The organism is Candidatus Vallotiella adelgis (assembly GCF_020541305.1).
Taxonomy (GTDB): domain Bacteria; phylum Pseudomonadota; class Gammaproteobacteria; order Burkholderiales; family Burkholderiaceae; genus Mycetohabitans; species Mycetohabitans adelgis.
The window spans coordinates 339,618-362,410 of record NZ_CP047396.1; the positions used below are offsets into that span (position 1 = coordinate 339,618).

Below are 22,793 nucleotides of genomic sequence, written 5' to 3' on the forward strand. Positions count from 1 at the left end.
TTTATTTTTTGACTCTAAGGATAGCGAGAAACGCCTCTTGAGGAATCTCGATGCTGCCGACCCGCTTCATTCGCTTCTTGCCTTCTTTTTGTTTTTCAAGTAGTTTCTTTTTGCGCGTAATATCACCACCATAGCATTTAGCTAGCACGTTCTTGCGCAGTGCTTTAATGTTTTCACGAGAAATGATATGTCCACCAACGGCTGCCTGTATTGCTATATCGTACATCTGCCGCGGAATAATGTCTCGCATATTCGCTGTCAGTGCTCGACCGCGACACTTTGACTGCGATTGATGTACTATTATTGATAGTGCATCAATTTTGTCTCCGTTGATTAGCACATCAACCTTGACCACATCTGATGCTCGGTATTCCTGAAATTTATAGTCCATCGACGCGTAGCCACGCGATACAGACTTAAGCCGATCAAAAAAATCTGATACAATCTCAGACATTGGTATCTCGTATATAAGATGTACCTGGCGACCGTGGTAAAGCATATTCACCGGCTTTCCGCGCCTGCTTGTACATAGTGTTATTACAGCACCAATATGGTCCTGTGGGACATACAGACTCACTATAACGATTGGTTCACGGATTTCCGCAATTTTTGACGGCTCCGGCATCTTTGCCGGGTTTTCAACTATCACTATCGAGCTGTTCTGCATTAGTACCTGATACACAACAGTTGACGATGTCGCAATTAAATCTACGTTAAATTCGCGCTCGAGTCGCTCCTGCACGATTTCCATATGCAGGCAGCCTAAGAAACCACAGCGGAAGCCACAGCCTAGCGCCTGAGAAACCTCAGGTTCATATTGTAGCGCTGCATCGTTGAGCTTGAGCTTCTCTAGCGACTCGCGTAACACATCATACTGATTAGTTTCGACCGGATATAATCCGGCAAATACCTGCGGCTTAACTTCTTTGAAGCCCGGCAATGGTTCGGCAGCCGATTGTACCAAATGGGTGATCGTGTCACCGACTCTTGCAGTCGCCAACTCTTTAATACCAGCAATTACAAACCCAACCTCACCTGCAAATAAGGCGAGGCGTTTTTGAGGCTTGGGTGTAAATACACCAACATGCTCAACCGGATAGTGCGCATTGGTTGCCATCATTTTTATTTTATCCTTTGGCTGCAATACACCATTGACAATACGCACTAGCATGACGACGCCGACATAATTATCGAACCACGAGTCAATAATAAGCGCTTGCAGAGCTGCCTGCGCACTTCCGTAGGGCGGTGGCACCTTAGAAATCAGTACCTCCAGCACATCCTGCACACCTAGGCCAGTCTTCGCGCTACATCGAACTATGTCTGCGGTGTCAATGCCGATTACATCTTCAATTTCGGCAATCACACTACCCGGATTCGCCATCGGCAGATCAATTTTATTGAGCACGGGAATAACCTTAATACCCAACTCAATAGCGGTATAGCAATTTGCAACAGTCTGCGCCTCAACTCCTTGGCTTGCATCAACAACTAGCAGTGCACCCTCACAGGCGGATAGCGAACGGTTTACTTCATAAGAAAAGTCGACGTGGCCCGGGGTATCAATCAGATTCAAGTTATAAACACGACTATTTCGTGCCCGATACGTCAGAGCGGCGGTCTGTGCTTTAATCGTGATACCGCGTTCACGCTCTAGATCCATAGAGTCAAGCACTTGCGCTTCCATTTCGCGGGCCGATAGACCGCCACATAGCTGGATGATGCGGTCAGCAAGCGTCGATTTTCCATGGTCGATATGTGCGATGATCGAAAAATTACGAGTATGATTCATTCAATGCTAATCAGGTAAAAAAACCGCGTTCGCAGAAAAGCCTAGGGCGACTTACGATGGAATCAAGAATCTATGAGTTTAGCGGAAAAACGTATCGGATCAGACTGGGCACGCACCCCATCGCTTTGCATCAGGCTTTGCCAGCGCCAGCGTGGCTGACGCATATAAATTTGCAAATACTAGACTAATTAGTTGCCACGCAATAGAAAAATGAATACCGCCGTATCATATAAGTCTGCGGCAGTATGTCCGAGTTGATATCGACTACGGCCAACAAGCGATGCAACTTTTGCGTAGCCATAACCTATCGAGCTGCTAGACGCGTTTTATCGAACAAGAATCGGTGCTTGAAATTGTATAGTGTCAAGCTAGAAAAATGGCATAAAAAAGAGCGCTGCACTATCCTTAACTGGGCTGCAGTTCTTATTGCTTTTTCGTCAGAGCAGCTCGTGGTTTAACCAAGACAAACTGCGTATTGTCACCGCGGCGTACTAGCAATGCTATATTTTTTTGTGGATCGAGGTGCTGGTGCTGTGTCAGCATCTCGAATTGTTTCGTATTCAGGACGTCAGTATTGCCGATTCGAAGAATGATATCTCCCGGCTGTAAACCTGCACGGGCAGCTGGGCCGCCATGCACAACATTAATTTGTACGCCGCCCTTTACATGTATGGCTTTGAGTTGCTCTGGCGGCAAGTCACTAATGGTCAGTGAAAGCTCATTTAATACGAGCTTGCCCGGTTGCGCAGGGAAGCTAGTTTGGGTCTTCGCCGTCATATCAGGCTTTATCTCAAGTACGACGACTGCAAAATCTTTCGTTTTACCCTTGCGCCAGATTGTCAGGATTACTCGGGTACCGGGCCTGGTTTCGCCCACCATCCTCGGTAGATCTGTCGCTGTATCTACATTACACCCATTAAACTTTAAGATAATATCCCCTGGCTGCACACCGGCCTGGTCGGCCGGCCCGTTGACCTCAACGCTTGATACCAGGGCGCCTTGTGCTTTGGCCAGACCTAGTGAGTCAGACACGTCTTTGGTTACTTTGCTAATTGCCACTGCGATTCGACCTCGTACGACTCGTCCGTTAATCTTAAGTTGGTCTGCTACGCGCATTGCCTCATCAATCGGAATAGCAAACGAAATTCCCATGAAACCGCCTGTACGACTATAGATTTGCGAGTTGATGCCAATTACTTGCCCCTGCATATTGATTAACGGGCCACCCGAATTTCCAGGATTAACTGCGACATCAGTTTGAATAAACGGCAAATAATCACCTGTATCACGACCTTTTGCACTGACAATGCCGGCTGTGACGGTGTTGTCTAGCCCGAATGGAGAGCCTATGGCTACAACCCATTCTCCGACTCGGACTTTTTTTGAATTGCTAATTGTCACTACTGGTAAGCTTGCCGCATTAATCTTGACAAGCGCCACGTCGGTACGCTCATCTACACCGATTAACTTTGCCTTGAATTCGCGTTTATCAGTTAGCGTCACATAGATCGTGTCTGCATCATCAACTACATGCGCATTGGTCATTACATAGCCGTCAGCGGATAGAATAAAGCCAGAACCTACCCCACTACTTTGCTCTGCGTCAGGCGGATCCGCATCTTTACTTTCACCCCCTCCTCCGTGCGGTAAATTCGGCTTACTCGGTTGCTGTGGTAGCGGAAGACCGAAAAAACGCCGGAAGAACTCGGACATATCATCCTCATCTAACCCTGGTGGGAGACCGATGGGGCTTTGTTGCTGCGCATGCGTCGCAGTGCGAATATTAACGACTGCCGGGCCGACTTTATCGACCAGGTTCGTGAAATCCGGCAGGTTGGAGGCGGCTGGCGCCACTGTTTCGCAAGGAAACACCAACGGAATACAAACAGCCATTACGGCTGCAATCAAGAATATGCGCACCGGATGAATACTCATATTATCAATAAAAAGAAAGAGATCGCTCGCACTGTTTAGAAGCTCTCTATTCTATAGTAGAGTAGAAGTAAAGTGTTACAGAGCTCCCATGAGTACTTACTACCTAAGGTAGTAATGTAATAACTGTTATGATTCTTGACCACGATATACGTGGCTCTACGTCGGCATTCGAGTTCTCATTGTGCGAATTACGCAGATAGTCAGATCAAAATTAAGACTACACATATTCATTAGAAAATACCGCTCCATTCATAGAAACGAGCGATAATTTCCGATTATGCAACGGCTATTGGCTGACGTAGTCTTAGCACTTTAAAGAAGTGAGGAATCAATCTAGAAATTTCCAGCCTAACTAGGGAGGTGATGTAATTAGATATAATTGCACTTAGCTAGAGAAATTGTATTTTAGTACACGGTTATACCGTGCTAGATACATAAAAAGACAACCCACTTAAGCACTGGCCCGATGACCATAAGTCTCTTCTTATGCAACATTAGTTTGGCTATTCCAGCCAGCGCAGAGAGGGGTTCTTTAGACGCAATTTGAGTTGAGTCCAGTGGGTCGTTACCGAACGTCTGGTCCCTATAAGATAGCGGAGATAGTCGAAAAAACAGAGTTTTCGACAAGCACCATCTCGCGTAACCTCCCCTGCGTTGCGTCGATGATGTCTGACTACTGAAGCTACTTTAATTTCTTTGCCCTTGAAAACCGAGTAGGCATAAATGGAAGAGACTGGAAATTGGGGAATTGCATACTATGCGAACTGCTGCGCACTGGCTAGATCGAATAGTTTCGAGTGCAGTTGATCAACGCGGCATCGAGGCAGCATCAGTCGCGGCGGACACCCACATATGTACGTCTGTAATATTCTAATATCGCTACATGTTAGTTAATAATCTAAGTATCGACAACTAAAACACAGGTAACTCATTGATTAGTCATTCGAAAAACTAAATAGCGAACACTGCGATTATGCGGTATTTGCCGAACATGCAGCAAAATGCTGACTTCTTAATATCCAGGCCTAGAAATATTGCTCATTGGCAATTAGAATCCACAGAGTGGACAGGAACTTAGTGGTCCCACATACCGAGCTTTTTAGGATTTATCGTCCGTAGCGGTAGAAATATTACTGAGTAACCAACATGCGCCTCACTGACTAGTTTATTTAGAACGAAACGGGCTCTATACCCCCTTCCTGTCTGATCGGCGATCCGTCATAGTGCTTATTCAACCTCTGCCGTCACCATCGTTTTCCTGCAGGAGTGTCTAGCAAGGGGCGCAACTTTGTGGCAATAACTTCTCTAGCGCGAAAAATTCTCGATCTAACTGTACCAATCGGGCAACTCATTGTATCGGCGATTTCTTCGTAGCTTAGTCCTTCGATTTCGCGCAGCGTGATTGCTATGCGCAATTCATCCGGCAACAGTGCCATCGCAGTATTTACTGTGTGCGCAATTTGCTTGCTCATCAATACTAATTCGGGTGTGTTAACATCTTTTAAATGTTTAACATCAAGGCAAGTTTTAACTGTTTCTATATCTGCATGTCTAGAAGTTGATGTATGTCGCCCTTGTGTTGCAAGATAATTCTTTGCGGTGTTGATGGCAATCCGATACAACCATGTATAAAACGTCGACTCACTTCGGAATTGCCGCAGCGCGCGATATGCTTTGATAAAAGCATCTTGCGCGACGTCCTCAACTTCCGCAGAGTCGCGCACCAGGCGCGAAATCAACCTGATAATCTTGCGGTGGTATTTAGTAACTAAGAGTTCGAAGGCGGCTTTATCGCCTTTTTGCACGCGCTCGACCAATGCCTGGTCGATTTCTTTTTCGCTCACCTGAAAAATCCATTTTTTATATAGATTGCAACCCGAAAGGATGCCGATTGTACTGCCCCTCTAGGAAGGATAAGTACTTCAACAGTATGAAAGGAGGATTCGAAATAGCTTATCTAAAACCCTTAATTCTGACATGCCAACGCGCTTGCCAATCCTCCAAACATAGGTTGTCTTAGTTGTATGTGCAATGATTATCACCGAACCTAGTGTTAAATTATGGGATGCCGCATTGCTTATTTGTCGTTACATATACGAACAGTACAACAGACTTGGCAGTAAGGCGTGCATATCTAGGGGTGGTAGAATATTACCGCTAAAGATAATTTTTAGTTATACAGGCCTCATACGCTTTAGCGCTGTGAAACAATAGACTATACAAGCGAAACCGGCATTGCAAAGTAGAAACCCATACTGAGCACCACAAAATTCTATCGACATCTACGCAACGCCAGCGGGCGGAAATTCGGAATGAAGTGGGGGAGAGAAAAACGACGGCTCGCGATTCGTGATCAGATACGCTGAAATATCAGCGTACCGTTTGTACCTCCGAAACCAAACGAATTCTTCAGTGCGACATCGATTTTCATTTCTCGTGCGGCATTCGCGCAGTAATCCAAGTCGCACTCCGGATCCTGATTAAAAATGTTGATTGTGGGCGGCGATACTTGGTGATAGAGCGCCAACACAGTAAATATCGATTCCAGCCCGCCCGCACCGCCAAGTAAGTGGCCAGTCATAGACTTTGTCGAGTTCACGACCATATGCTTCACGTGATGGCCAAACACACGCTTAATACCTATAGTTTCTGCTAGGTCACCTAACGGAGTTGACGTGCCGTGTGCATTTAGATAATTGACTTTGTCCAAGTTCACGCGCGCGTTTTTCAACGCCGCCAGCATACAACGGCGCGCACCATCGCCATCTGCAAGTGGTGCAGTGATGTGGTACGCGTCAGCACTCATGCCGTAGCCGGCAACTTCGGCATAGATCTTTGCGCAACGTGCTTTAGCATGCTTGTACTCCTCGAGTACCATGACGCCCGCACCTTCACCGAGTGCAAAGCCATCACGATCCTTGTCCCATGGACGGCTAGCAGTTGCTGGATCGTCGTTACGCTGCGACAAAGCGCGCGCGGCAGCAAATCCGCCCACGCCAAGCGGCGATACAGTCGCCTCTGCACCGCCAGCTAGCATTACGTCAGCATCTCCATATTCAATTAACCGCGTTGCCTCGCCGATACAATGTAGACCAGTTGTGCATGCAGTTACAATAGCTAGGTTTGCCCCCTTGAGACCATAATGCATTGACAGATGACCGGATATCATATTAATAATTGAGGCTGGGACAAAAAAAGGAGAAATCCGCCGTGGTCCGCGCTGGAGCATCTCGGTTTGTGTTGCCTCAATCATCGGTAAGCCGCCAATACCCGAGCCGACTACTACACCGATACGCTCGAGATCCTCGCTCTCTGTATCGATACCTGAGTCTGTCATCGCCTGTACACCGGCTGCAAAACCGTAGTGGATAAACGTATCTATATGGCGGGCTTCTTTGGCTCCCATATAATCTTCAACATTAAAACCCTTAACTTCACCAGCAAAACGCGTCGATAAATTCGACGCATTAAACTTTGTGATATTCGCAATCCCCGATTTACCAGCGACTAGGTTCGACCAACCGTCGGCAACGTTATTACCAACAGGCGAAATCAGCCCAAGTCCGGTAACCACTACACGACGACGGCTCACGATATTCCTTTTTTATAAATAATAGAAAATAAAAGGCCACAGAAACCAAACGGAACCCCGTCAGCCTCTGTGGCTGCAATATGCAATAGAAAACCTAGCTGCTCAGCCTTTAACGTGAGCTCGCGCGTAGTCGATAGCTTGCTGGACCGTCGTGATCTTCTCGGCTTCTTCATCCGGAATCTCCATACTAAACTCATCTTCTAGCGCCATTACAAGCTCGACAGTATCTAGCGAATCAGCCCCTAAATCGTTAACGAACGAAGCTTCGTGCTTGATTTCTAATTCAGCTACGCCGAGCTGTTCCGCGACAATTTTCTTGACGCGCTGTTCGATATTATCCATACATCCCTCCAGGGAAAATTAGTTTTAAAATGCAAGTTATTGCATTTTAACAGGTTTATCCCGCAAGCAATGAGGCATGATTAGTTACACCGAAGCCCTTTCGAGTACAGCGGAAAGCACAGCCAGCAATGATTAGCACATATACATACCGCCATTGACATGCAATGTTGTGCCCGTAATATATCCCGCCTGCGCCGAAGCAAGAAATGCAACCGCATGGGCAACATCTTCCGGTATACCTAGTCGACCCAATGGAATTTGGGCATCGAGTGCTGAGCGCTGTTCCATAGACAAGAGACGGGTCATATCTGTATCGATAAAGCCAGGCGCAACGCAGTTTACAGTAATATTACGGCTACCAATCTCGCGTGCTAGTGCTCGGGTCATGCCAGCTACGCCCGCCTTAGCTGCTGCATAGTTGACCTGTCCAGAATTACCAGTTGAGCCAACAATGGACGTAATGTTGATTATACGACCGCTACGGGCCTTTATCATTGGCCGCAGCACAGCGCGCGATAGGTGGAACACAGCCTTAAGGTTTGTATTAATTACTGCATCCCACTCGTCATTCCTCATCCGTATCGCAAGCTGATCCTGCGTGATCCCAGCGTTATTTACAAGAATATTTAATGCTTTATACTCCTTGAGTATCTCATCAATCAGAGAATGAGCCGCAAGGCTATTATTAACATTTAGTACGACGCCGCGCCCAACAATGCCCTCAGCACGCAACGCGTCACTGATTAGTGACGCCCCATTAGCTGATGTAGCAGTGCCGATTATTATCGCGCCGGCATGCCCCAGCACGAGCGCAATTGCACGACCGATGCCGCGCGATACGCCAGTAATGAGGACAACCTGCTTATCGAGAGATTTTTTCATCTCGTTCTAGCTCCGCATTTGAATGTTAAATCCCGAAGACAGACTAAGATTTCAGCCTTGCAAGAGTTTTAGTGTGTTGTTGACCGATACTAGGTCGGTGAGTGCGCCGCTCGATAGATGGCTATCAATACGCTGTGTCAGCCTGGCTAACACTTTACCGGGGCCGCATTCGATTAGATGCGTAACTTGCTGCGCTGCGATCATACGTACACATTCGACCCACCGTACTGGCCCAGCGGCCTGGCGCACTAGTGCATCTTTGATTTTAGATGGATCCGAAAAGATTGCTGCATCGACGTTATTAATCATTGGGATCTGCGGTGTGCGCATGTCAACATCAGTCAGATATGCGCGTAGGGGCTCAGAAACCGGTTTAAGTAGCGACGAATGAAATGGAACTGATACTGGAAGCAACACTGTGCGCTTCGCATGCTTAGTTTTAGCGATCTCGCATGCCTTATCTACGGCTTCTTTTTGGCCAGCAATTACGACCTGCGCTGGTGCATTAAAATTGACAGCTTCGACAATGCCAGCCGATGCTGCTTCCGAGCACACGTCGCGTACCGCAGCATCATCCAAGCCGAGGATTGCTGCCATGCCTCCAACCCCAACCTGCACTGCCTGCTGCATCGCCTGCGCGCGAAAGCGAACTAGTAATAACGCGTCGTGAAATGTGATTGAGTCCGCAGCCACAAGTGCTGTGTATTCACCGAGGCTGTGGCCGGCAACGACTACGGGTGTTGCGCCGCCGGCTTGTTTCCAAACGCGGTAAATCAAATATGCAGCAGTGAGCATCACTGGCTGCGCATGTATAGTTAAGTTCAGTTCGTCGACCGACCCATGCGCAATCAAACGACCAATATCTTGACTCAGCACATCGGACGCTTCTTCGAGAGTCGCCTTCGCGACGGGGTGATCGCCGAATGCATTAAGCATACCGACTGATTGCGAACCTTGTCCCGGAAAAACAAACGCAAATCTCATATCGACCCTGAATTGCAAAGCAGCGAAATTACATATACTTAAACAACATAACAAGTGCCCTCGTATGTTGTATACGCGTTTACATGCGAATGATTGCTGCACCCCAAGTAAATCCGCCGCCAACCCCCTCAATCAGTATTTGGTCTCCCGGCCGGATGCGCTTATCTCGTACTGCTATATCCAGTGCGAGCGGAATCGATGCGGCTGATGTATTACCATGTTGATCAACCGTCACAATCATACGCTCTAATGGAAAACCGAGCTTGCGGCACGTGCCTTGCATGATCCGGATGTTGGCTTGATGTGGAATCAGCCAGTCGATCTGGTCTACGGACATGTCGGCCTTAGCTAGCACTTCGAGCGCCACCTTCTCTAGTACACTCACCGCAAGTTTAAAAACTGCAGGGCCATCCATATGTAAAAACGCACTACCCTGAATAACACCGCCATTTACATTGCCTGGCGTGCATAGAATGTGCGCGTAGCTTCCGTCAGCATGCAGCGCGCTGGCCAATAGCCCTGGTTGGTCTGATGCGCTAAGCACGACGGCGCCCGCGCCATCTCCAAATAGTACGCAGGTGGTTCGATCTTTGAAATCGAGCAGTCGAGAAAAGGTTTCAGCACCAATTACTAGCGCATTATGATATGTGCCGCTGCGAATTAACCCGTCAGCTACCGTCAACGCGTAAGAAAACCCAGCACACACTGCTTGCATGTCAAATGCGGCACCGCTGTTACGGATGCCAAGCTTGTCTTGCAGCAGACAGGCTGTGCTTGGAAACACAAAATCCGGGGTCGACGTGGCAACAATAATCAACTCGATCGTCTGAAAATCAACGTCAGCTGCTGCGATCGCGCGCTGCGCAGCTATTAATGCAAGGTCACTAGTTTTTTGCTCAGGCGCAGCAAAATAACGCGCATGAATGCCTGTGCGCGCTACAATCCATTCATCGCTTGTTTCAATCCCTTCCCGAGAAAGTCGTTCGGCTAACACCTGGTTAGTGAAGTGAAGTGGCGGAAGGTAGCTACCAGTGCCGAGCACGCGCGAGTAACAATTAGTCATCGTGCGTTCGAGGGTAGCGCCCTGATAGCTTGGACGAAGATCGTACAGTGTCACTGGTGACTGGCTTAGATAGCAATTGCTCTTGGAATCTATCAGATTTACCAGAATTTATATGAGACAGACTATCTGTCGAGTTCGCATTTTTTTCTAATGCCTGAATCAGACGCTCAAGCACACCATTTTTGACAGCATCAAACCCACGTTTTATGGCCCATTCAAACGCGTATTTATCTGCTGAGCCGTGACTCTTAATGACTAGACTGCGCAGCCCGAGCAACGCTGCGCCGTTGTACTGACGTGCATCCACCCGCCTTTTAAAACGCGACAGTACCGGCAGCGCGAGCAGAGCCATTAGTTTTGTAGTCCACGAATAACTAAACTCTTCGCGAATTATGTTATCAAGCATCCGAGCGAGTCCTTCAGAAGTTTTTAACGCAACGTTACCAACAAAGCCATCACAAACAATTACGTCGACTGTACCTTTATAAATATCGTTACCCTGAACATTCCCTCGGAAATTAAGCGTGCTCGCGCGTAGAAGTTCGCCGGCACGCTTGATAATATCATTGCCTTTAATTACCTCTTCACCAATGTTTAGTAACCCGATCGATGGATAATCTTTGCCATCGATCGCAGACACTAACGCGTGCCCCATCTCAGCGAATTGCAATAAGTGCTGTGGTTCGCAATCGACATTCGCTCCCAAGTCAAGCATTGTCGTGTAGCCATACTGATTCGGCAGAGCGAACGCGATCGCTGGACGCTCGATACCGGTCAGTGTCTTAAGTACATAACGCGATACTGCCATCAACGCGCCGGTGTTACCAGCTGATATGCACGCTTGTGCATGACCTTGCTTCACTAGGCTCAATGCGACGCGCATCGATGAGTCTCTTTTCTTGCGCAGAGCAACTTCAACAGAGTCATCCATCAAAACAACTTCGCTCGCTTCGGCGATCGTTAGCGTCGGCATATTAAGTGCCCCGCATCGCCTTAGCTGTACGCGAATCGCATCGCTCAAACCCACTAAAATGAGTTGAGTATTCAGATACGTACACGCAAAACTGACCGCAGCAGGAACCGTTACAGCCGGACCATGGTCACCCCCCATGCAGTCGATTGCAATCTTTATAGTCATGGGATACGGCGAGTTTTAGACAAAAAAAGCGGCATTAATCCGCCGCTTTTTGGCGGACCGACATAATTTAATCACGAATAAAAAGTGATGCAAGCAATTATTGCCTAGGTCACTTAGACGTTTTTAGTCTGGATAACTTTTTTGCCACGGTAGTAGCCGTTGGGGCTGATGTGGTGGCGCAGATAGACTTCGCCAGTACTCGGCTCGACAGCCAACGGCGAAGCGCTCAATAAGTCGTGTGAGCGGTGCATACCGCGCTTCGACGGCGACTTTTTGTTTTGTTGAACAGCCATAGTAACTCCAAAAAATATTTGCTCAATTTTAACACATCCCTCCCTCCTTGAACTGCGTCCGCTTATTCAAGCTATCAGGCTATCCAGGCTGGGTTTTAGTGCACTATATTTAAATTCCTCGCACATCACGCGTGAATGCCACTATCGCGTTTTAAATCGCGCGCACATGTTCGCTCACTGCAGCAGCCACCGGACGCATCGTGTATTCGGATGCAGACCTTATGATTTGGCGTCAGCGCCAATAACAAACATAATCCTTCTTCAGATCAAGTCGACGTAATCAAATTGACGGGAATATATGATTCCATCAAACAGCGTATCTTCAAAAGTGTGTCTAACCGCCTTGTTAGAGCTCTTGATGATTCGGTATTCAGGATTAATATTATTTCGTGGAACGCAAAAAAGTTCTATGCAACGTTAGCATAGCAACCGGAGTGCGCCATGCACAACTATCCAGCAGGCATAGCACATTCGGGTACAGTATAAGGAATGTAGCTCGTAAACCAAGCCACACCGCTCGTGCCAGCATAACGTAAGTTTAATCACCTAGCGTCAATGCGTCTTGGGGAGCCTTGGTTGCCAAGCTGGGCTAACCTATCAACATCAAACTACCTCAGTTCGCTAACCCGTTCGTGAAAACTTAAACAGAGGAAACTTATAAAGATTAAATGCTACTTCCACAGCCTGTCGACGCGCTTTTGTGTCTATTAATCCTGCTATTCACCTCACCCAAAAAAAGAAAGATGGTAACGCTACTACTATTCCCCAATGTTAATAGAAACGATGGATGCACTGACAAAAATTAGTTTAATATGTTTTTTATCTTTATGCGTCAAATATTTAAGATGCTACCTAATGCTATGCGCCAAGTAGTAACTATGGTCAAACTGCGCATTTTGCACTGATTCTGCTTATGTCGCCTATACTTTCTCCAATCGCTGCTCGTCGACTTATTCTCGCTTCTAGCTCCTCATACCGGAGTGCCCTCCTCAAGCGGTTGCATATAACCTTCGACATTGATGTGCCGGCTATCGATGAAACGCCATTGCCGCATGAAACGCCAAGCGGCACTGCCCTGCGACTAGCTACTGACAAGGCTCGTACCGTAGCGGCTCGCAGCGGCGATGCGCTAGTAATCGGCTCTGATCAGGTTGCTACGCTCTCGGGCCGGCAGATAGGCAAGCCAAGCAACCATACTCACGCACTCGAGCAGCTGCGCGCGATGCGAGGTCGAGATGTCGAGTTTCACACGGCGCTGTGCCTCTATGACCCGATTAGCGGCACGGCACGCTGCGCAGACGTCGTTACGCGAGTACGCTTTCGCGACTTACCCGATACGGAACTAGACGCTTACTTGCGGATAGAGCGGCCTTACAACATCGTGGGAAGCACTAAGTCGGAAGGGCTTGGAATTGCTTTGCTGGAAGCTGTGGATAGCGATGATCCTACAGCTCTAATCGGCTTACCGCTAATTAGGCTGACCGACATGTTGCGTCAGGCGGGCGTGAAGCTATTCAGCACTGTTGTTACTGCTGCTGAGACACTAAATCAAGTATGATATTAGTCCATTATACCTAGCAGATAGCTATGCTGTTATGGTTAACATAGAAAATAGTTGAAGACGCGATAATGAGCACAAGAGCGAGCGAGTATAGATTATCCGTACACGCGCAACCAATCGGCTAGCGACGTGACGGTATTAGCGCAAAATCGCGGCCTTAGCTTGACTAGTTGCCCAACTGAATGGGCACCATAGGATACTGCTACAGCAGCGGCTCCGGCATTAGCTGCCATTTTCAGATCATGGATTGTATCGCCGATCATCAGGGTGCGCTTGGCATCTTTCCTTAATTCCCAGGTTAGTTCATTCAGCATTGCTGGATGGGGTTTTGAAAAAGTTTCATCTGCACATCGAGTTGCATCAAACATTGTTATCAACTGAACTGCCTCCAGATCTCGGTTGAGCCCGACCCGGGATTTGCCAGTTGCCACTGCAAGCAGATAGCCAACACTACGCAATTCATCTAGCATTTCACGTACGCCGGCAAACAACTGAATGTGAGAATCACGACTTAGATAATGGAACCGGTAGCGCTCTACAAAGCGCGGATAGTCGCTTGGATCAAGCGTGGGCACAGCAATCTGTAGTGCATCGTGCAACCCCAACCCAATAACATAGTTTGCCGATATGGCATCAGGCGCTGGCAAACCAAAGTCTTGACACACCTGATGGATACTACGCACAATATGCGTAGTTGAATCCATCAGTGTGCCGTCCCAGTCGAATACGATTAAGTCAAACTTTTTATGTGTCATCCAAGTCGAACATGTTCGTTAATAATTGTTGTAAAAAATTACTGCATGCGACGGGCAACGGCGCCGAAAATGTTATCGGAATACCGCTAACCGGGTGTTGAATACGCAACCGCCACGCATGCAAGAACATCCGGCGCAAGCTAGGCCGAGCATCGGGACGGGCACAGTCTTTGTTTAACAGAAAATTGCCATACTTATCGTCACCGACGATTGGCAATCCTAGATGCGCTAGATGAACGCGGATCTGATGAGTTCTACCTGTTTTTAGTTCTGCCTCTAGCAATAGATAGTTACCAAGGTGACGTCGTAGATTAAAAACTGTATGCGAAGCCTGTCCATCGAACTGCACGCGAACTCGCCGCTCACCGTTAGTGGTACGATACTTATATAGCGGTTCCTTTACTACGTGGCGCGCGCCCCAGTCTGCGAGCCACTCTCCATGCGCACACACTAAGTAACGCTTATCTAAGCGACCCTCACGGATCTGCTGGTGCAGATTAATAAGCGCTGCGCGCTTCTTCGCTAGCAACAATACACCAGATGTTTCCCGGTCAAGCCGGTGGACTAGTTCCAACATAGCAGCATCAGGACGCATAGCACGCATTTGCTCAATGATGCCAAAACTTACCCCGCTGCCTCCGTGTACCGCAATACCAGCTGGTTTGTCCAGCACAATCAAGCAGTCGTCCTCATACAGTACCGTAAACTTCGTGGCCGGTGCTCTTATCCGGGAACTATCAAGCTGTGCCACCCGTATAGGTGGAACACGCACGATATCACCATGCTTAAGCCGGTACGAAGCCTTAACTCGGCCTTTATTAACTCGTACTTCACCGCTTCGAAAAATCCGATAAATATGACTTTTTGGTACTCCTTTGCATAAGCGAAGAAGGAAATTATCGATTCGCTGGCCAGCTAATGCGTCGTCCACGTTTATCCACGAAACGTGGTCAGCAGCCACATGATTACGTGATATTTTGCCTAACCCATTCATTCTGAATATAATTTGTTAGACAGCCCGTGTGCTGGTGGCAACCCACTCGGCAAGCGACAGGCTGTTTTTTTGAGTGCAAGCGCCCCTGGTGGGCTATTTTAGCTTGTGCTACAGGCCGACTGCTTGCCTAGAAAACGAAAGCAGCAAGTTGCACGCATGTCGTTGCACGGAGCAGGGGTATCGCCCACAGGCGGATTCGGCATCGGCGACGGCAAGCCGGTAACGGAAATTTTGACCATAAAGAATTTTTGCGTCCAGCTCACGGCACGCTATATCTGCCGATGTAGCACGAACGGGTTGGACGGGTTGCGAGTAACCATGTGTGCAGACGTCGGATCGCAATAGCGTTCGAAAACGAGCTAGACATCCGATCCGCGCCGTAAATAGTCTGCGCACACCCACGCAGGAACGTAGGACCTAATTGTCGTGGTGTAACGCGTGTATTGTGTAGTGTGCCTAGGCGGCCTGCTGACAGCAGTCCATGGTTATGGTTGATGCTATGCATCAACCATTGAATAGCGCGATGCGTAGCTGTGCTACCGTGTTTTGCTGTGGTTTTAATTTATTCGCAGATGCCCCCCCGTACGCGCCGCGCCTTAGTGAGCGCGCGTTCTGGTCAACGCAATTTTCTCTGGGCAAGGTTTTCCGCTACAGCGTGCTTTTTTGATCAAAAGAGGCGGCGCAGCGCTGCCCATTCCGGTTTCACCTTGAACTGTGATGGGATATGCGCAGCCAAACTGGAGCCGTTTAATGAAACGTATGTTATTTAATGCAACGCAGCAAGAAGAGTTGCGCGTAGCAATCGTCGATGGGCAAAAGCTAATTGATATCGATATTGAAACCACCGGCCGCGAACAGCGAAAAGGTAATATTTATAAAGGAGTTATTACGCGTATCGAGCCATCGCTCGAGGCGTGCTTCATCAACTACGGCGAAGATCGTCATGGTTTTTTGCCATTCAAGGAGGTCGCCCGACAGTATTTCAAGGAAGGTATCGGCGACATGCGTTCGGTGCGTATCCAGGATGCACTCCATGAAGATCAGGAATTAATCGTTCAGGTCGAAAAAGAGGAACGCGGAAGTAAGGGTGCCGCACTGACCACGTTCATTTCACTAGCTGGACGCTACCTAGTTCTCATGCCTAATAATCCGCGCGGCGGTGGAGTGTCGCGACGCATCGAGGGTGACGATCGGCAAGAGTTGCGCGAGACAATGGCACAGCTCGAATTGCCGGACGGCATGAGTATGATCGCTCGAACTGCAGGCATCGGTCGCTCTACTGAAGAACTGCAATGGGATTTAAACTACCTATTGCAATTGTGGCATGCGATCGAGGCGACGGCTAATAGTACACGCGGGCCACTGCTAATTTATCTTGAATCAAGCCTAGTGATCCGTGCGATCCGCGATTACTTCCAGCCTGATATTAGCGAAATTCTGATCGATACACACGATATCCAAGATCAAGCTCGCGCATTCATGGAAGTAGTGATGCCAGACAATCTCCATAAGGTTAAACGCTACCATGATGATGTGCCATTGTTTTCTCGATTTCAAATCGAGCACCAGATCGAGACCGCATATTCACGTACTGTACCGCTGCCATCCGGCGGCGGTGTCGTGATCGATCATACAGAAGCTTTGGTGGCCATCGACGTAAACTCAGCCCGTTCGACTAAAGGCGCCGACATCGAGGAAACAGCGTTGCGCACGAATCTAGAGGCGGCTGATGAAGTAGCGCGCCAGTTGCGATTACGGGACTTGGGCGGGCTGATTGTGATCGATTTCATCGATATGGAGTCAATCAAAAGCCAACGCGAAGTTGAACAACGGCTTAAGGACGCACTTAAGCATGATCGAGCCCGGGTTCAGATGGGTAAAATCTCTCGCTTCGGACTAATGGAACTGTCGCGTCAGAGACTACGGCCATCGCTATCAGAGGGCAGTCATGTAACCTGTCCGCGTTGTAACGGGAGCGGTCATATCCGCGATACAGAATCATCTGCACTCCAAGTGCTGCGAATTATTCAAGAAGAAGCGATGAAGGAAAACACTGCGGCAATTCATTGCCAAGTTCCAGTTGAGGTAACTGCCTTCCTATTAAATGAAAAACGCCAAGAAGTCAATAAAATTGAATTACGTTTCAAGGTAAATATCGCTCTAATTCCGAATAAGCATCTTGAAACACCGCACTATAAGCTAGATCGCCTGCGTCATGACGACGCGCGACTCGACGAGCCACGTTCATCGTGGCGCATGGCAGCAGAAGCGGCGCGTGAGCTAGAATCAGAAACTAGCTATAGCAAGAAGCGCGATACAGAATCGAAACCGAAGCAAGAGGCTGCTGTTAAGGGAATGACGCCAGAAATTCCGGCGCCTAGCGCTGTGCTACACCAAGTATTGCAAGCCCAGCCGGGCTCACCATTGCCTGTAGCAAGTGACAGATTTATCGGATGGCTAAAGCGTATCTTCAGTAGCGAGTCTTCCGCCCCACTAGCCCGAGCTAGGAGTACGGCTGAATTGGCACAGCCAACTAGAGAACGTACCGGGAATAATGCTCGTCAGAACATAGAGCGCACCTACTCTTATCGGCGCGGCCAGCGGCCTGGTGACCGTAACATATTACATAATGATATTCATACTCCAGTAGGCTGCGGCTCTCATCGCGATAATCGCGATCCGCAATTCCTTTGCCAAACCCAGAAAGCTAGTCCCCATGTGGAGGTAGATCAATCGGCGAGCACTGAACGGCCGACGCATCTCGAACGTACGGAGCGTAGCGCTCGTCGCAACCATAGCGAGCGAAAGCAGTTTGAGCCATCGCCAGTCGAGTTACTGCGTGACGAGCAAACAGTCGAACAAAGCCGAAAAGCGGGCTCGCTAAGTACCGGCTCGAAGCTAGAAACTAGTCTCGGGCGTGATGGCGAGGAGCGCCGGCGGCGACGGCGCGGTCGCCGCGGCGGTCGACGCGAACGCAACGAGGAAGTTATTAATCTGACCCATGCCGCAGACATAGCAGAAGGAGAAGGTGCGACAGGTGCTACTGTACTGAGCGTCACGGCTCGATCTACGATATTAAAGGAAACTCATGAGGCTGTCGGATATCGCGAAACAGCACAGATGTCTATCGCTACGCCTGTGAAACCAGCTGCACTTGTAGTACAGAAAAAAGTTGTGCAGGTAGCTAATAATTCGGGTGTGCTTCCCAGCATCACTAGCGCGATTATTCACCAAAAATCGCCTCCCCCTGAACCGTCGATAGTATCAATGCCAGTAACCACCACTGCGGAAGCAGTGGATTTACTCGAATCAAAACTAGTAGAGCGTGAAGAGCTGACATCAGAGATGTCAGAGCATGCCTACGCGCCGGATGAAGCGGCTTATCCCTCAGAGCACACGACAATCACTCATTCTGGAGTGGGCTATGAGCAAACTACTATCGTCAATATATTGACTATCGATCACGAGATGCGATCTCAATCGCGAAACGCTAATAATTCGACTCCATTGACCGAGCCGCCAGCCCTAATGGCTTCGTTAACTAGCGAGTTTTCAAAAGATACACTAGCGCCGATTATAAGGTCCGCCGGACTTATATGGATTAGCACTGATGCCGATAAGCTGCGCTCCGCACAGCAAGACGCGAACACTATCCAAAAGTCGGTGCGTCTCGGCCGCGAACGTAATCCATTGCCGCCAACATCTACGGAACTCATGCAGCAGGTCAAGACCCGCTACTAAGAAAACTAGGCCAATAAGAGTGTAACAGTTGATAGGCCCTCGTCAGGGACGAGGGCTTTTTTTATAATATCTCAATTATGCAACCGTATTTCGGTCAGGTAGCTGGATAGGCTTCGAAGCCGTGTATACGATAAGCCTTAAGTCATGCAAGACCAACATGGTTATTAAGGTATGGACTTACAAATAGCGGAATTATGCTAATAGCTCGATATTATCAATATATATTGCGTTTTATTGAATATATAAAGTAGTATTCTCCAATGAATAAGATATACTAAAAATTCTGCAGCCTGCTATTATCTGAACTCAATAAACACACATTATCTGGGCTAAACTCTATAATATTAGCAATACGCAGACGGCACTTAGAAAATCAACGTAATCTTTGCTATCATGAGTGTATGCTAGCGATATCGGCATATAGTTACTCGTTGCAGAGAAGAAAGCGTATTTATCTTTATTCGCCAACAGGCACGTGATCTTCCTTGCACTGATATGCAACATTGTCGCTGATAAACAAATCATTAATGAAATCACACGACTGTAGTCAGTTTAAGTAGCAATCCGCTATATGGAATTCTGTACTGTGCAAACGTAGAGTGTATTAATTTTAATGTCTTAGTTCATGATGAGAAATATGCACGTACATTGATGGATTAGCTAGGGCCGGAAGAGTAGCGTCACACTCCAGCGAAGTTAGTCGACTAAAGTTTGTATGTCGAAAGTCACATGCACTCCACTTCTCTCTTTCTGGATTCCAGTTTCTGGAATCCGTCCGCGGGTTATTCACCCATAGATAAAAAATTGCTCATTTTTTATGATTTTGTACTCTTACTAAGAGTAAGTAGATATAACTAATATAGTTAATATTATTTCCCTAGATACACTATTTTACCCATCTCACAGTTTTTTTATGACCTTAGCAGGCATATAATTCGATCATTTTTTGAATGATCATCGAAACTTCGATATGAAAAAACAGATCTCGCATATTTTTCCGTGGCAGACTGCTAAGGTACTAATATTTGTATATCTGACTTTTAGTATGCCAATTGTTTTACTCGGTATGATAGTAGTATTCGTGCGATGTGGAACTGTCGAGCTGTTGTCGGTATTCAGTGCATTAATACTCAATACTGTGCTTGGTTTTGTCATGCTATGGATCGCATGTTACACATACAACTGGGTGGCACCGCGCTTCGGCGGTATCGAGATCGAGCTTTCAGATGCATCGCAGGGGAGCCATAACCTCGTTATCTCTTCCTAGATAACGCGGCTTATATCTAAAAATAATATATTGAACCAATACGGTTCAGGAAAGGGGGGCAGACCGCAACGCAAAAAGCGTTGGTTAGCATAACCGGCCTACGGGCAGCGCGTCGTGCATATAACGAGAAAAAAGATCCTAAGCTGTTTCGAAGATCCGCAAGAAACCGATGAACGATTTATCAATCTAATCTGATTAGATCGTTTTACACGCGCTGCCTGGTGTGGCCTATTCATCGCTACTGCTGTCGTCTGACATTGCTAGAACTTGCCTATCATGACCCAACAGATCATCGGCTTGCTCTCCAGGTAGTGCCTCGACCTCGATTAGCTTTCGGTGCATTTGCCTTGTTCGGGTCTCGGCCAGCTCAATAGAACGAGTAACGGTTGCGAGTTGGTTCTTCGTTTTTGCCAAAACGTTGCCGAACTTGCCGAACTCCGTTTTCACTGCGCCTAGCACCTGCCACACTTCGCTCGATCTTCTTTCGATCGCTAGTGTACGGAAGCCCATCTGTAGGCTATTTAGCAGTGCGGTCAGCGTGGTAGGTCCAGCAATCGTAATGCGGTATTCGCGCTGCAATGTGTCAGTTAGCCCAGGCCGGCGCAAAATTTCTGCGTAAAGCCCTTCAGTTGGTAAAAACATAATAGCAAAGTCTGTCGTATGGGGTGGCGAGACATATTTATCTGCAATTGCTTTAGCCTCAAGTTTAACTCGTGTTTCAAGAGCGCGAGTCGCCTCTTCGAGGCCAACAGAGTCTACTCGATCCTGTGCTTCTATTAACCGCTCATAGTCCTCACGAGGAAATTTCGCATCGATAGGTAGCCATACCGGCTGCGCATTGCCTTGCTTAGTTTCGCCCCAGCCCGGTAGTCGAACTGCAAATTCAACGCGCTCGCTGCTAAGCGGAACCGTCGCCACATTTTTTGCATATTGATCAGATGTAAGCATCTGCTCAAGTAGCGCCTGGAGCTGAACCTCGCCCCAGGTACCGCGCGTCTTGACATTACTTAACACTTTTTTTAAGTCGCCAACGCCTGCAGCAAGGGTCTGCATTTCGCCTAAACCACGATGAACCTGCTCAAGTCGAGCCGATACTAATTTAAACGACTCACCTAAACGCTGCTCGAGCGTAGCGTGAAGCTTTTCATCGACAATAAGCCGTATCTCATCGAGCTTAGCTGCATTGTTCGCCTCGATATCTTTAAGCTTTTGCTCGAGTGTGGCCCGCACTTCGGTAAGACGCCGATCATTGCTCTCCGAGATCATAGCTAACTGCTGGTTTAGGGTATCGCCGAATTGCTTCAATGTCGCAGCCTGCTCTTCTCGCGCATGTTGTGCCTGCTGCTGGCCCGACAAACGGAATGTATCAAGCTGCTGCGCATTACTCTGTGTAAGTTTAGCTAGTTGATACGCGAAACCGTCAATTTGATTGTTTTGTACCGTAGCAATACTCGCGAGTTGTGCTGCAAGCGCTTGTTGTAGTTGCGTGACACCAGCGCCGGCGTCAGCTCGTGATACACGAGCACTTTCAATCAGTTCTACACGTAAATCTCGCTCTAATTTATCCTGGGCATGCGTGTATATTTCGCCCAGTTCGCAGATCCGAACTGCAAGATTTTTCAGCGATGCTTTGATTGAATCGCCAGTCTCATGGTTCCGCATCACAGCTAAAAAAATAAGCAGTGCAGCGGCTATTACAACGACTATCACTCCCATGATAATCATCAGCATATACGTATTGCTCCCTCCAGCCAGTTAAGCTTGATATTAATTTGCAGGCTTGATAGCCAAACGCCCAATATGGGCAGACAATTTTCTCGATTTATATCGAGATATAAATACTGTTTAAGTTTTGTAGTATACTTAGAAATATATATACTTAAAAATTACTGATTTTATTACAATTTTAGCTGAAGTTTATATCTAGTGCTCAATAACCGAAAAGTTATATCATCACTATAGATACTAGTATTAGTATACTAGTGAATTATCACATAGAGCGAAATCTTAGGGTGTGATCACCCTTTGTAGGCTAGTAATAATCTTTGCTACGAAGTGCGATGCAACTATCATGTATAGCTCCCATCCATTCTGCGCTGGTAGAAATTACTGAAAGTATTTACGATACTACACATCATCGATCGCTTCACATGACTTAAGCCGGCACTCTAACCTACTCTGTCATGGCGTCATAAATATTGTATCGCGTATTATGGAATAGATTGTCCTCACGGCTGCCATTACTAGCAGCTCAGTAAGATTAGTATGTAGCCACTAAACTAGTGCACAATAGACTTATTAGTCTGGAATAGCGTAAAAAATCGCCAAAACTTTCTTTTGATACAGTGTAATGAGCGACAGAGATCTAATTTATTTCCGGATCTTGCCAAGATATCATGCTGATCGATGCTACTTTATAGCAATAAAACTGGTACGCGATGCTGACTATAAAGA

The 22,793-nt window shown here is 47.6% G+C and carries 17 protein-coding genes; 3 read left to right on the forward strand and 14 right to left on the reverse strand.

The genetic code is table 11. The features are described from left to right. Window position 1 precedes the first annotated feature (1 nt). The 10 genes from lepA to rpmF form a co-directional block, all read right to left on the reverse strand. Window positions 2-1,792: a translation elongation factor 4 gene (gene lepA, locus GJV44_RS01285; RefSeq protein WP_226806700.1), complete on the reverse strand. Its 1,791-nt coding sequence runs from the start codon at window positions 1,790-1,792 to the stop codon at window positions 2-4. Between the two features lie 423 nt (window positions 1,793-2,215). Then, on the reverse strand, window positions 2,216-3,727 hold the full coding sequence (locus GJV44_RS01290; RefSeq protein WP_226806701.1) for a DegQ family serine endoprotease: 1,512 nt from the start codon (window positions 3,725-3,727) through the stop codon (window positions 2,216-2,218). 1,244 nt (window positions 3,728-4,971) lie between these two features. Beyond that, window positions 4,972-5,571, reverse strand: a complete 600-nt coding sequence (gene rpoE / locus GJV44_RS01295) for an RNA polymerase sigma factor RpoE (protein WP_226806702.1) — start codon at window positions 5,569-5,571, stop codon at window positions 4,972-4,974. Window positions 5,572-6,080: 509 nt separating this feature from the next. Continuing rightward, window positions 6,081-7,319 carry a beta-ketoacyl-ACP synthase II gene (fabF, locus tag GJV44_RS01300; RefSeq protein WP_226806703.1) on the reverse strand — a complete coding sequence of 413 codons (1,239 nt, stop codon included), beginning with the start codon at window positions 7,317-7,319 and terminating at the stop codon, window positions 6,081-6,083. Window positions 7,320-7,421: 102 nt separating this feature from the next. Beyond that, window positions 7,422-7,661: an acyl carrier protein gene (gene acpP / locus GJV44_RS01305; RefSeq protein WP_226806704.1), complete on the reverse strand. Its 240-nt coding sequence runs from the start codon at window positions 7,659-7,661 to the stop codon at window positions 7,422-7,424. A gap of 132 nt (window positions 7,662-7,793) precedes the next feature. Continuing rightward, a complete protein-coding gene (gene fabG / locus GJV44_RS01310) occupies window positions 7,794-8,543 on the reverse strand; it encodes a 3-oxoacyl-ACP reductase FabG (protein ID WP_226806705.1) in 750 nt (249 codons plus the stop codon). 51 nt (window positions 8,544-8,594) lie between these two features. Further along, entirely contained in the window at window positions 8,595-9,527 is a 933-nt protein-coding gene (gene fabD, locus GJV44_RS01315) for an ACP S-malonyltransferase (protein ID WP_226806706.1), read from the reverse strand. A 79-nt stretch (window positions 9,528-9,606) separates the two neighbouring features. Then, complete coding sequence (locus GJV44_RS01320; protein WP_226806707.1) at window positions 9,607-10,590, reverse strand: beta-ketoacyl-ACP synthase III; 984 nt, start codon at window positions 10,588-10,590, stop codon at window positions 9,607-9,609. Further along, window positions 10,583-11,728, reverse strand: coding sequence for a phosphate acyltransferase PlsX (plsX, locus tag GJV44_RS01325; RefSeq protein WP_420885746.1), 1,146 nt, complete (start codon window positions 11,726-11,728; stop codon window positions 10,583-10,585). Before plsX ends, GJV44_RS01320 begins: the two co-directional genes overlap by 8 nt. A 113-nt stretch (window positions 11,729-11,841) precedes the next feature. Then, window positions 11,842-12,021 carry a 50S ribosomal protein L32 gene (gene rpmF, locus GJV44_RS01330; RefSeq protein WP_226806708.1) on the reverse strand — a complete coding sequence of 60 codons (180 nt, stop codon included), beginning with the start codon at window positions 12,019-12,021 and terminating at the stop codon, window positions 11,842-11,844. A 913-nt stretch (window positions 12,022-12,934) separates the two neighbouring features. On the opposite strand from rpmF, the gene GJV44_RS01335 reads away from it, so the two are divergent. Next, the gene (locus tag GJV44_RS01335) at window positions 12,935-13,579 is read left to right on the forward strand and encodes a Maf family nucleotide pyrophosphatase (protein WP_226806709.1); all 645 of its coding nucleotides are present in this window, start codon (window positions 12,935-12,937) and stop codon (window positions 13,577-13,579) included. A gap of 98 nt (window positions 13,580-13,677) precedes the next feature. On the opposite strand, the gene GJV44_RS01340 is transcribed toward GJV44_RS01335, so the two are convergent. The 3 genes from GJV44_RS01340 to GJV44_RS01350 all read right to left on the reverse strand — a co-directional run bounded on the left by GJV44_RS01340 (window position 13,678) and on the right by GJV44_RS01350 (window position 15,836). Continuing rightward, the gene (locus GJV44_RS01340; RefSeq protein ID WP_226806710.1) at window positions 13,678-14,337 is read right to left on the reverse strand and encodes an HAD-IA family hydrolase; all 660 of its coding nucleotides are present in this window, start codon (window positions 14,335-14,337) and stop codon (window positions 13,678-13,680) included. Beyond that, on the reverse strand, window positions 14,327-15,331 hold the full coding sequence (locus GJV44_RS01345; RefSeq protein ID WP_226806711.1) for an RluA family pseudouridine synthase: 1,005 nt from the start codon (window positions 15,329-15,331) through the stop codon (window positions 14,327-14,329). Before GJV44_RS01345 ends, GJV44_RS01340 begins: the two co-directional genes overlap by 11 nt. A gap of 259 nt (window positions 15,332-15,590) precedes the next feature. Beyond that, the gene (locus tag GJV44_RS01350; RefSeq protein WP_226806712.1) at window positions 15,591-15,836 is read right to left on the reverse strand and encodes a hypothetical protein; all 246 of its coding nucleotides are present in this window, start codon (window positions 15,834-15,836) and stop codon (window positions 15,591-15,593) included. Window positions 15,837-16,081: 245 nt separating this feature from the next. On the opposite strand from GJV44_RS01350, the gene GJV44_RS01355 reads away from it, so the two are divergent. Then, window positions 16,082-19,072 (forward strand): Rne/Rng family ribonuclease, encoded by a 2,991-nt coding sequence (locus tag GJV44_RS01355; protein WP_226806713.1) that lies wholly within the window; start codon window positions 16,082-16,084, stop codon window positions 19,070-19,072. 970 nt (window positions 19,073-20,042) lie between these two features. Continuing rightward, entirely contained in the window at window positions 20,043-20,339 is a 297-nt protein-coding gene (locus GJV44_RS01360; protein WP_226806714.1) for a hypothetical protein, read from the forward strand. Window positions 20,340-20,567: 228 nt separating this feature from the next. On the opposite strand, the gene GJV44_RS01365 is transcribed toward GJV44_RS01360, so the two are convergent. Continuing rightward, a complete protein-coding gene (locus GJV44_RS01365; RefSeq protein WP_226806715.1) occupies window positions 20,568-22,070 on the reverse strand; it encodes a DNA recombination protein RmuC in 1,503 nt (500 codons plus the stop codon). Between the last annotated feature and the right edge of the window lie 723 nt (window positions 22,071-22,793).

Bases quoted from the DNA above. Each gene is read 5' to 3' on its own strand.
- lepA (WP_226806700.1), bottom strand. From the start codon at position 1,792: ATGAATCATACTCGTAATTTTTCGATCATCGCACATATCGACCATGGA.
- GJV44_RS01340 (WP_226806710.1), bottom strand. From the start codon at position 14,337: ATGACACATAAAAAGTTTGACTTAATCGTATTCGACTGGGACGGCACA.
- acpP (WP_226806704.1), bottom strand. From the start codon at position 7,661: ATGGATAATATCGAACAGCGCGTCAAGAAAATTGTCGCGGAACAGCTC.
- rpmF (WP_226806708.1), bottom strand. From the start codon at position 12,021: ATGGCTGTTCAACAAAACAAAAAGTCGCCGTCGAAGCGCGGTATGCAC.
- GJV44_RS01290 (WP_226806701.1), bottom strand. From the start codon at position 3,727: ATGAGTATTCATCCGGTGCGCATATTCTTGATTGCAGCCGTAATGGCT.
- GJV44_RS01320 (WP_226806707.1), bottom strand. From the start codon at position 10,590: ATGACTAATTGTTACTCGCGCGTGCTCGGCACTGGTAGCTACCTTCCG.
- GJV44_RS01360 (WP_226806714.1), top strand. From the start codon at position 20,043: ATGAAAAAACAGATCTCGCATATTTTTCCGTGGCAGACTGCTAAGGTA.
- fabG (WP_226806705.1), bottom strand. From the start codon at position 8,543: ATGAAAAAATCTCTCGATAAGCAGGTTGTCCTCATTACTGGCGTATCG.
- GJV44_RS01345 (WP_226806711.1), bottom strand. From the start codon at position 15,331: ATGAATGGGTTAGGCAAAATATCACGTAATCATGTGGCTGCTGACCAC.
- fabD (WP_226806706.1), bottom strand. From the start codon at position 9,527: ATGAGATTTGCGTTTGTTTTTCCGGGACAAGGTTCGCAATCAGTCGGT.
- GJV44_RS01335 (WP_226806709.1), top strand. From the start codon at position 12,935: ATGTCGCCTATACTTTCTCCAATCGCTGCTCGTCGACTTATTCTCGCT.
- GJV44_RS01350 (WP_226806712.1), bottom strand. From the start codon at position 15,836: ATGCATAGCATCAACCATAACCATGGACTGCTGTCAGCAGGCCGCCTA.
- GJV44_RS01355 (WP_226806713.1), top strand. From the start codon at position 16,082: ATGAAACGTATGTTATTTAATGCAACGCAGCAAGAAGAGTTGCGCGTA.
- GJV44_RS01365 (WP_226806715.1), bottom strand. From the start codon at position 22,070: ATGCTGATGATTATCATGGGAGTGATAGTCGTTGTAATAGCCGCTGCA.
- plsX (WP_420885746.1), bottom strand. From the start codon at position 11,728: ATGACTATAAAGATTGCAATCGACTGCATGGGGGGTGACCATGGTCCG.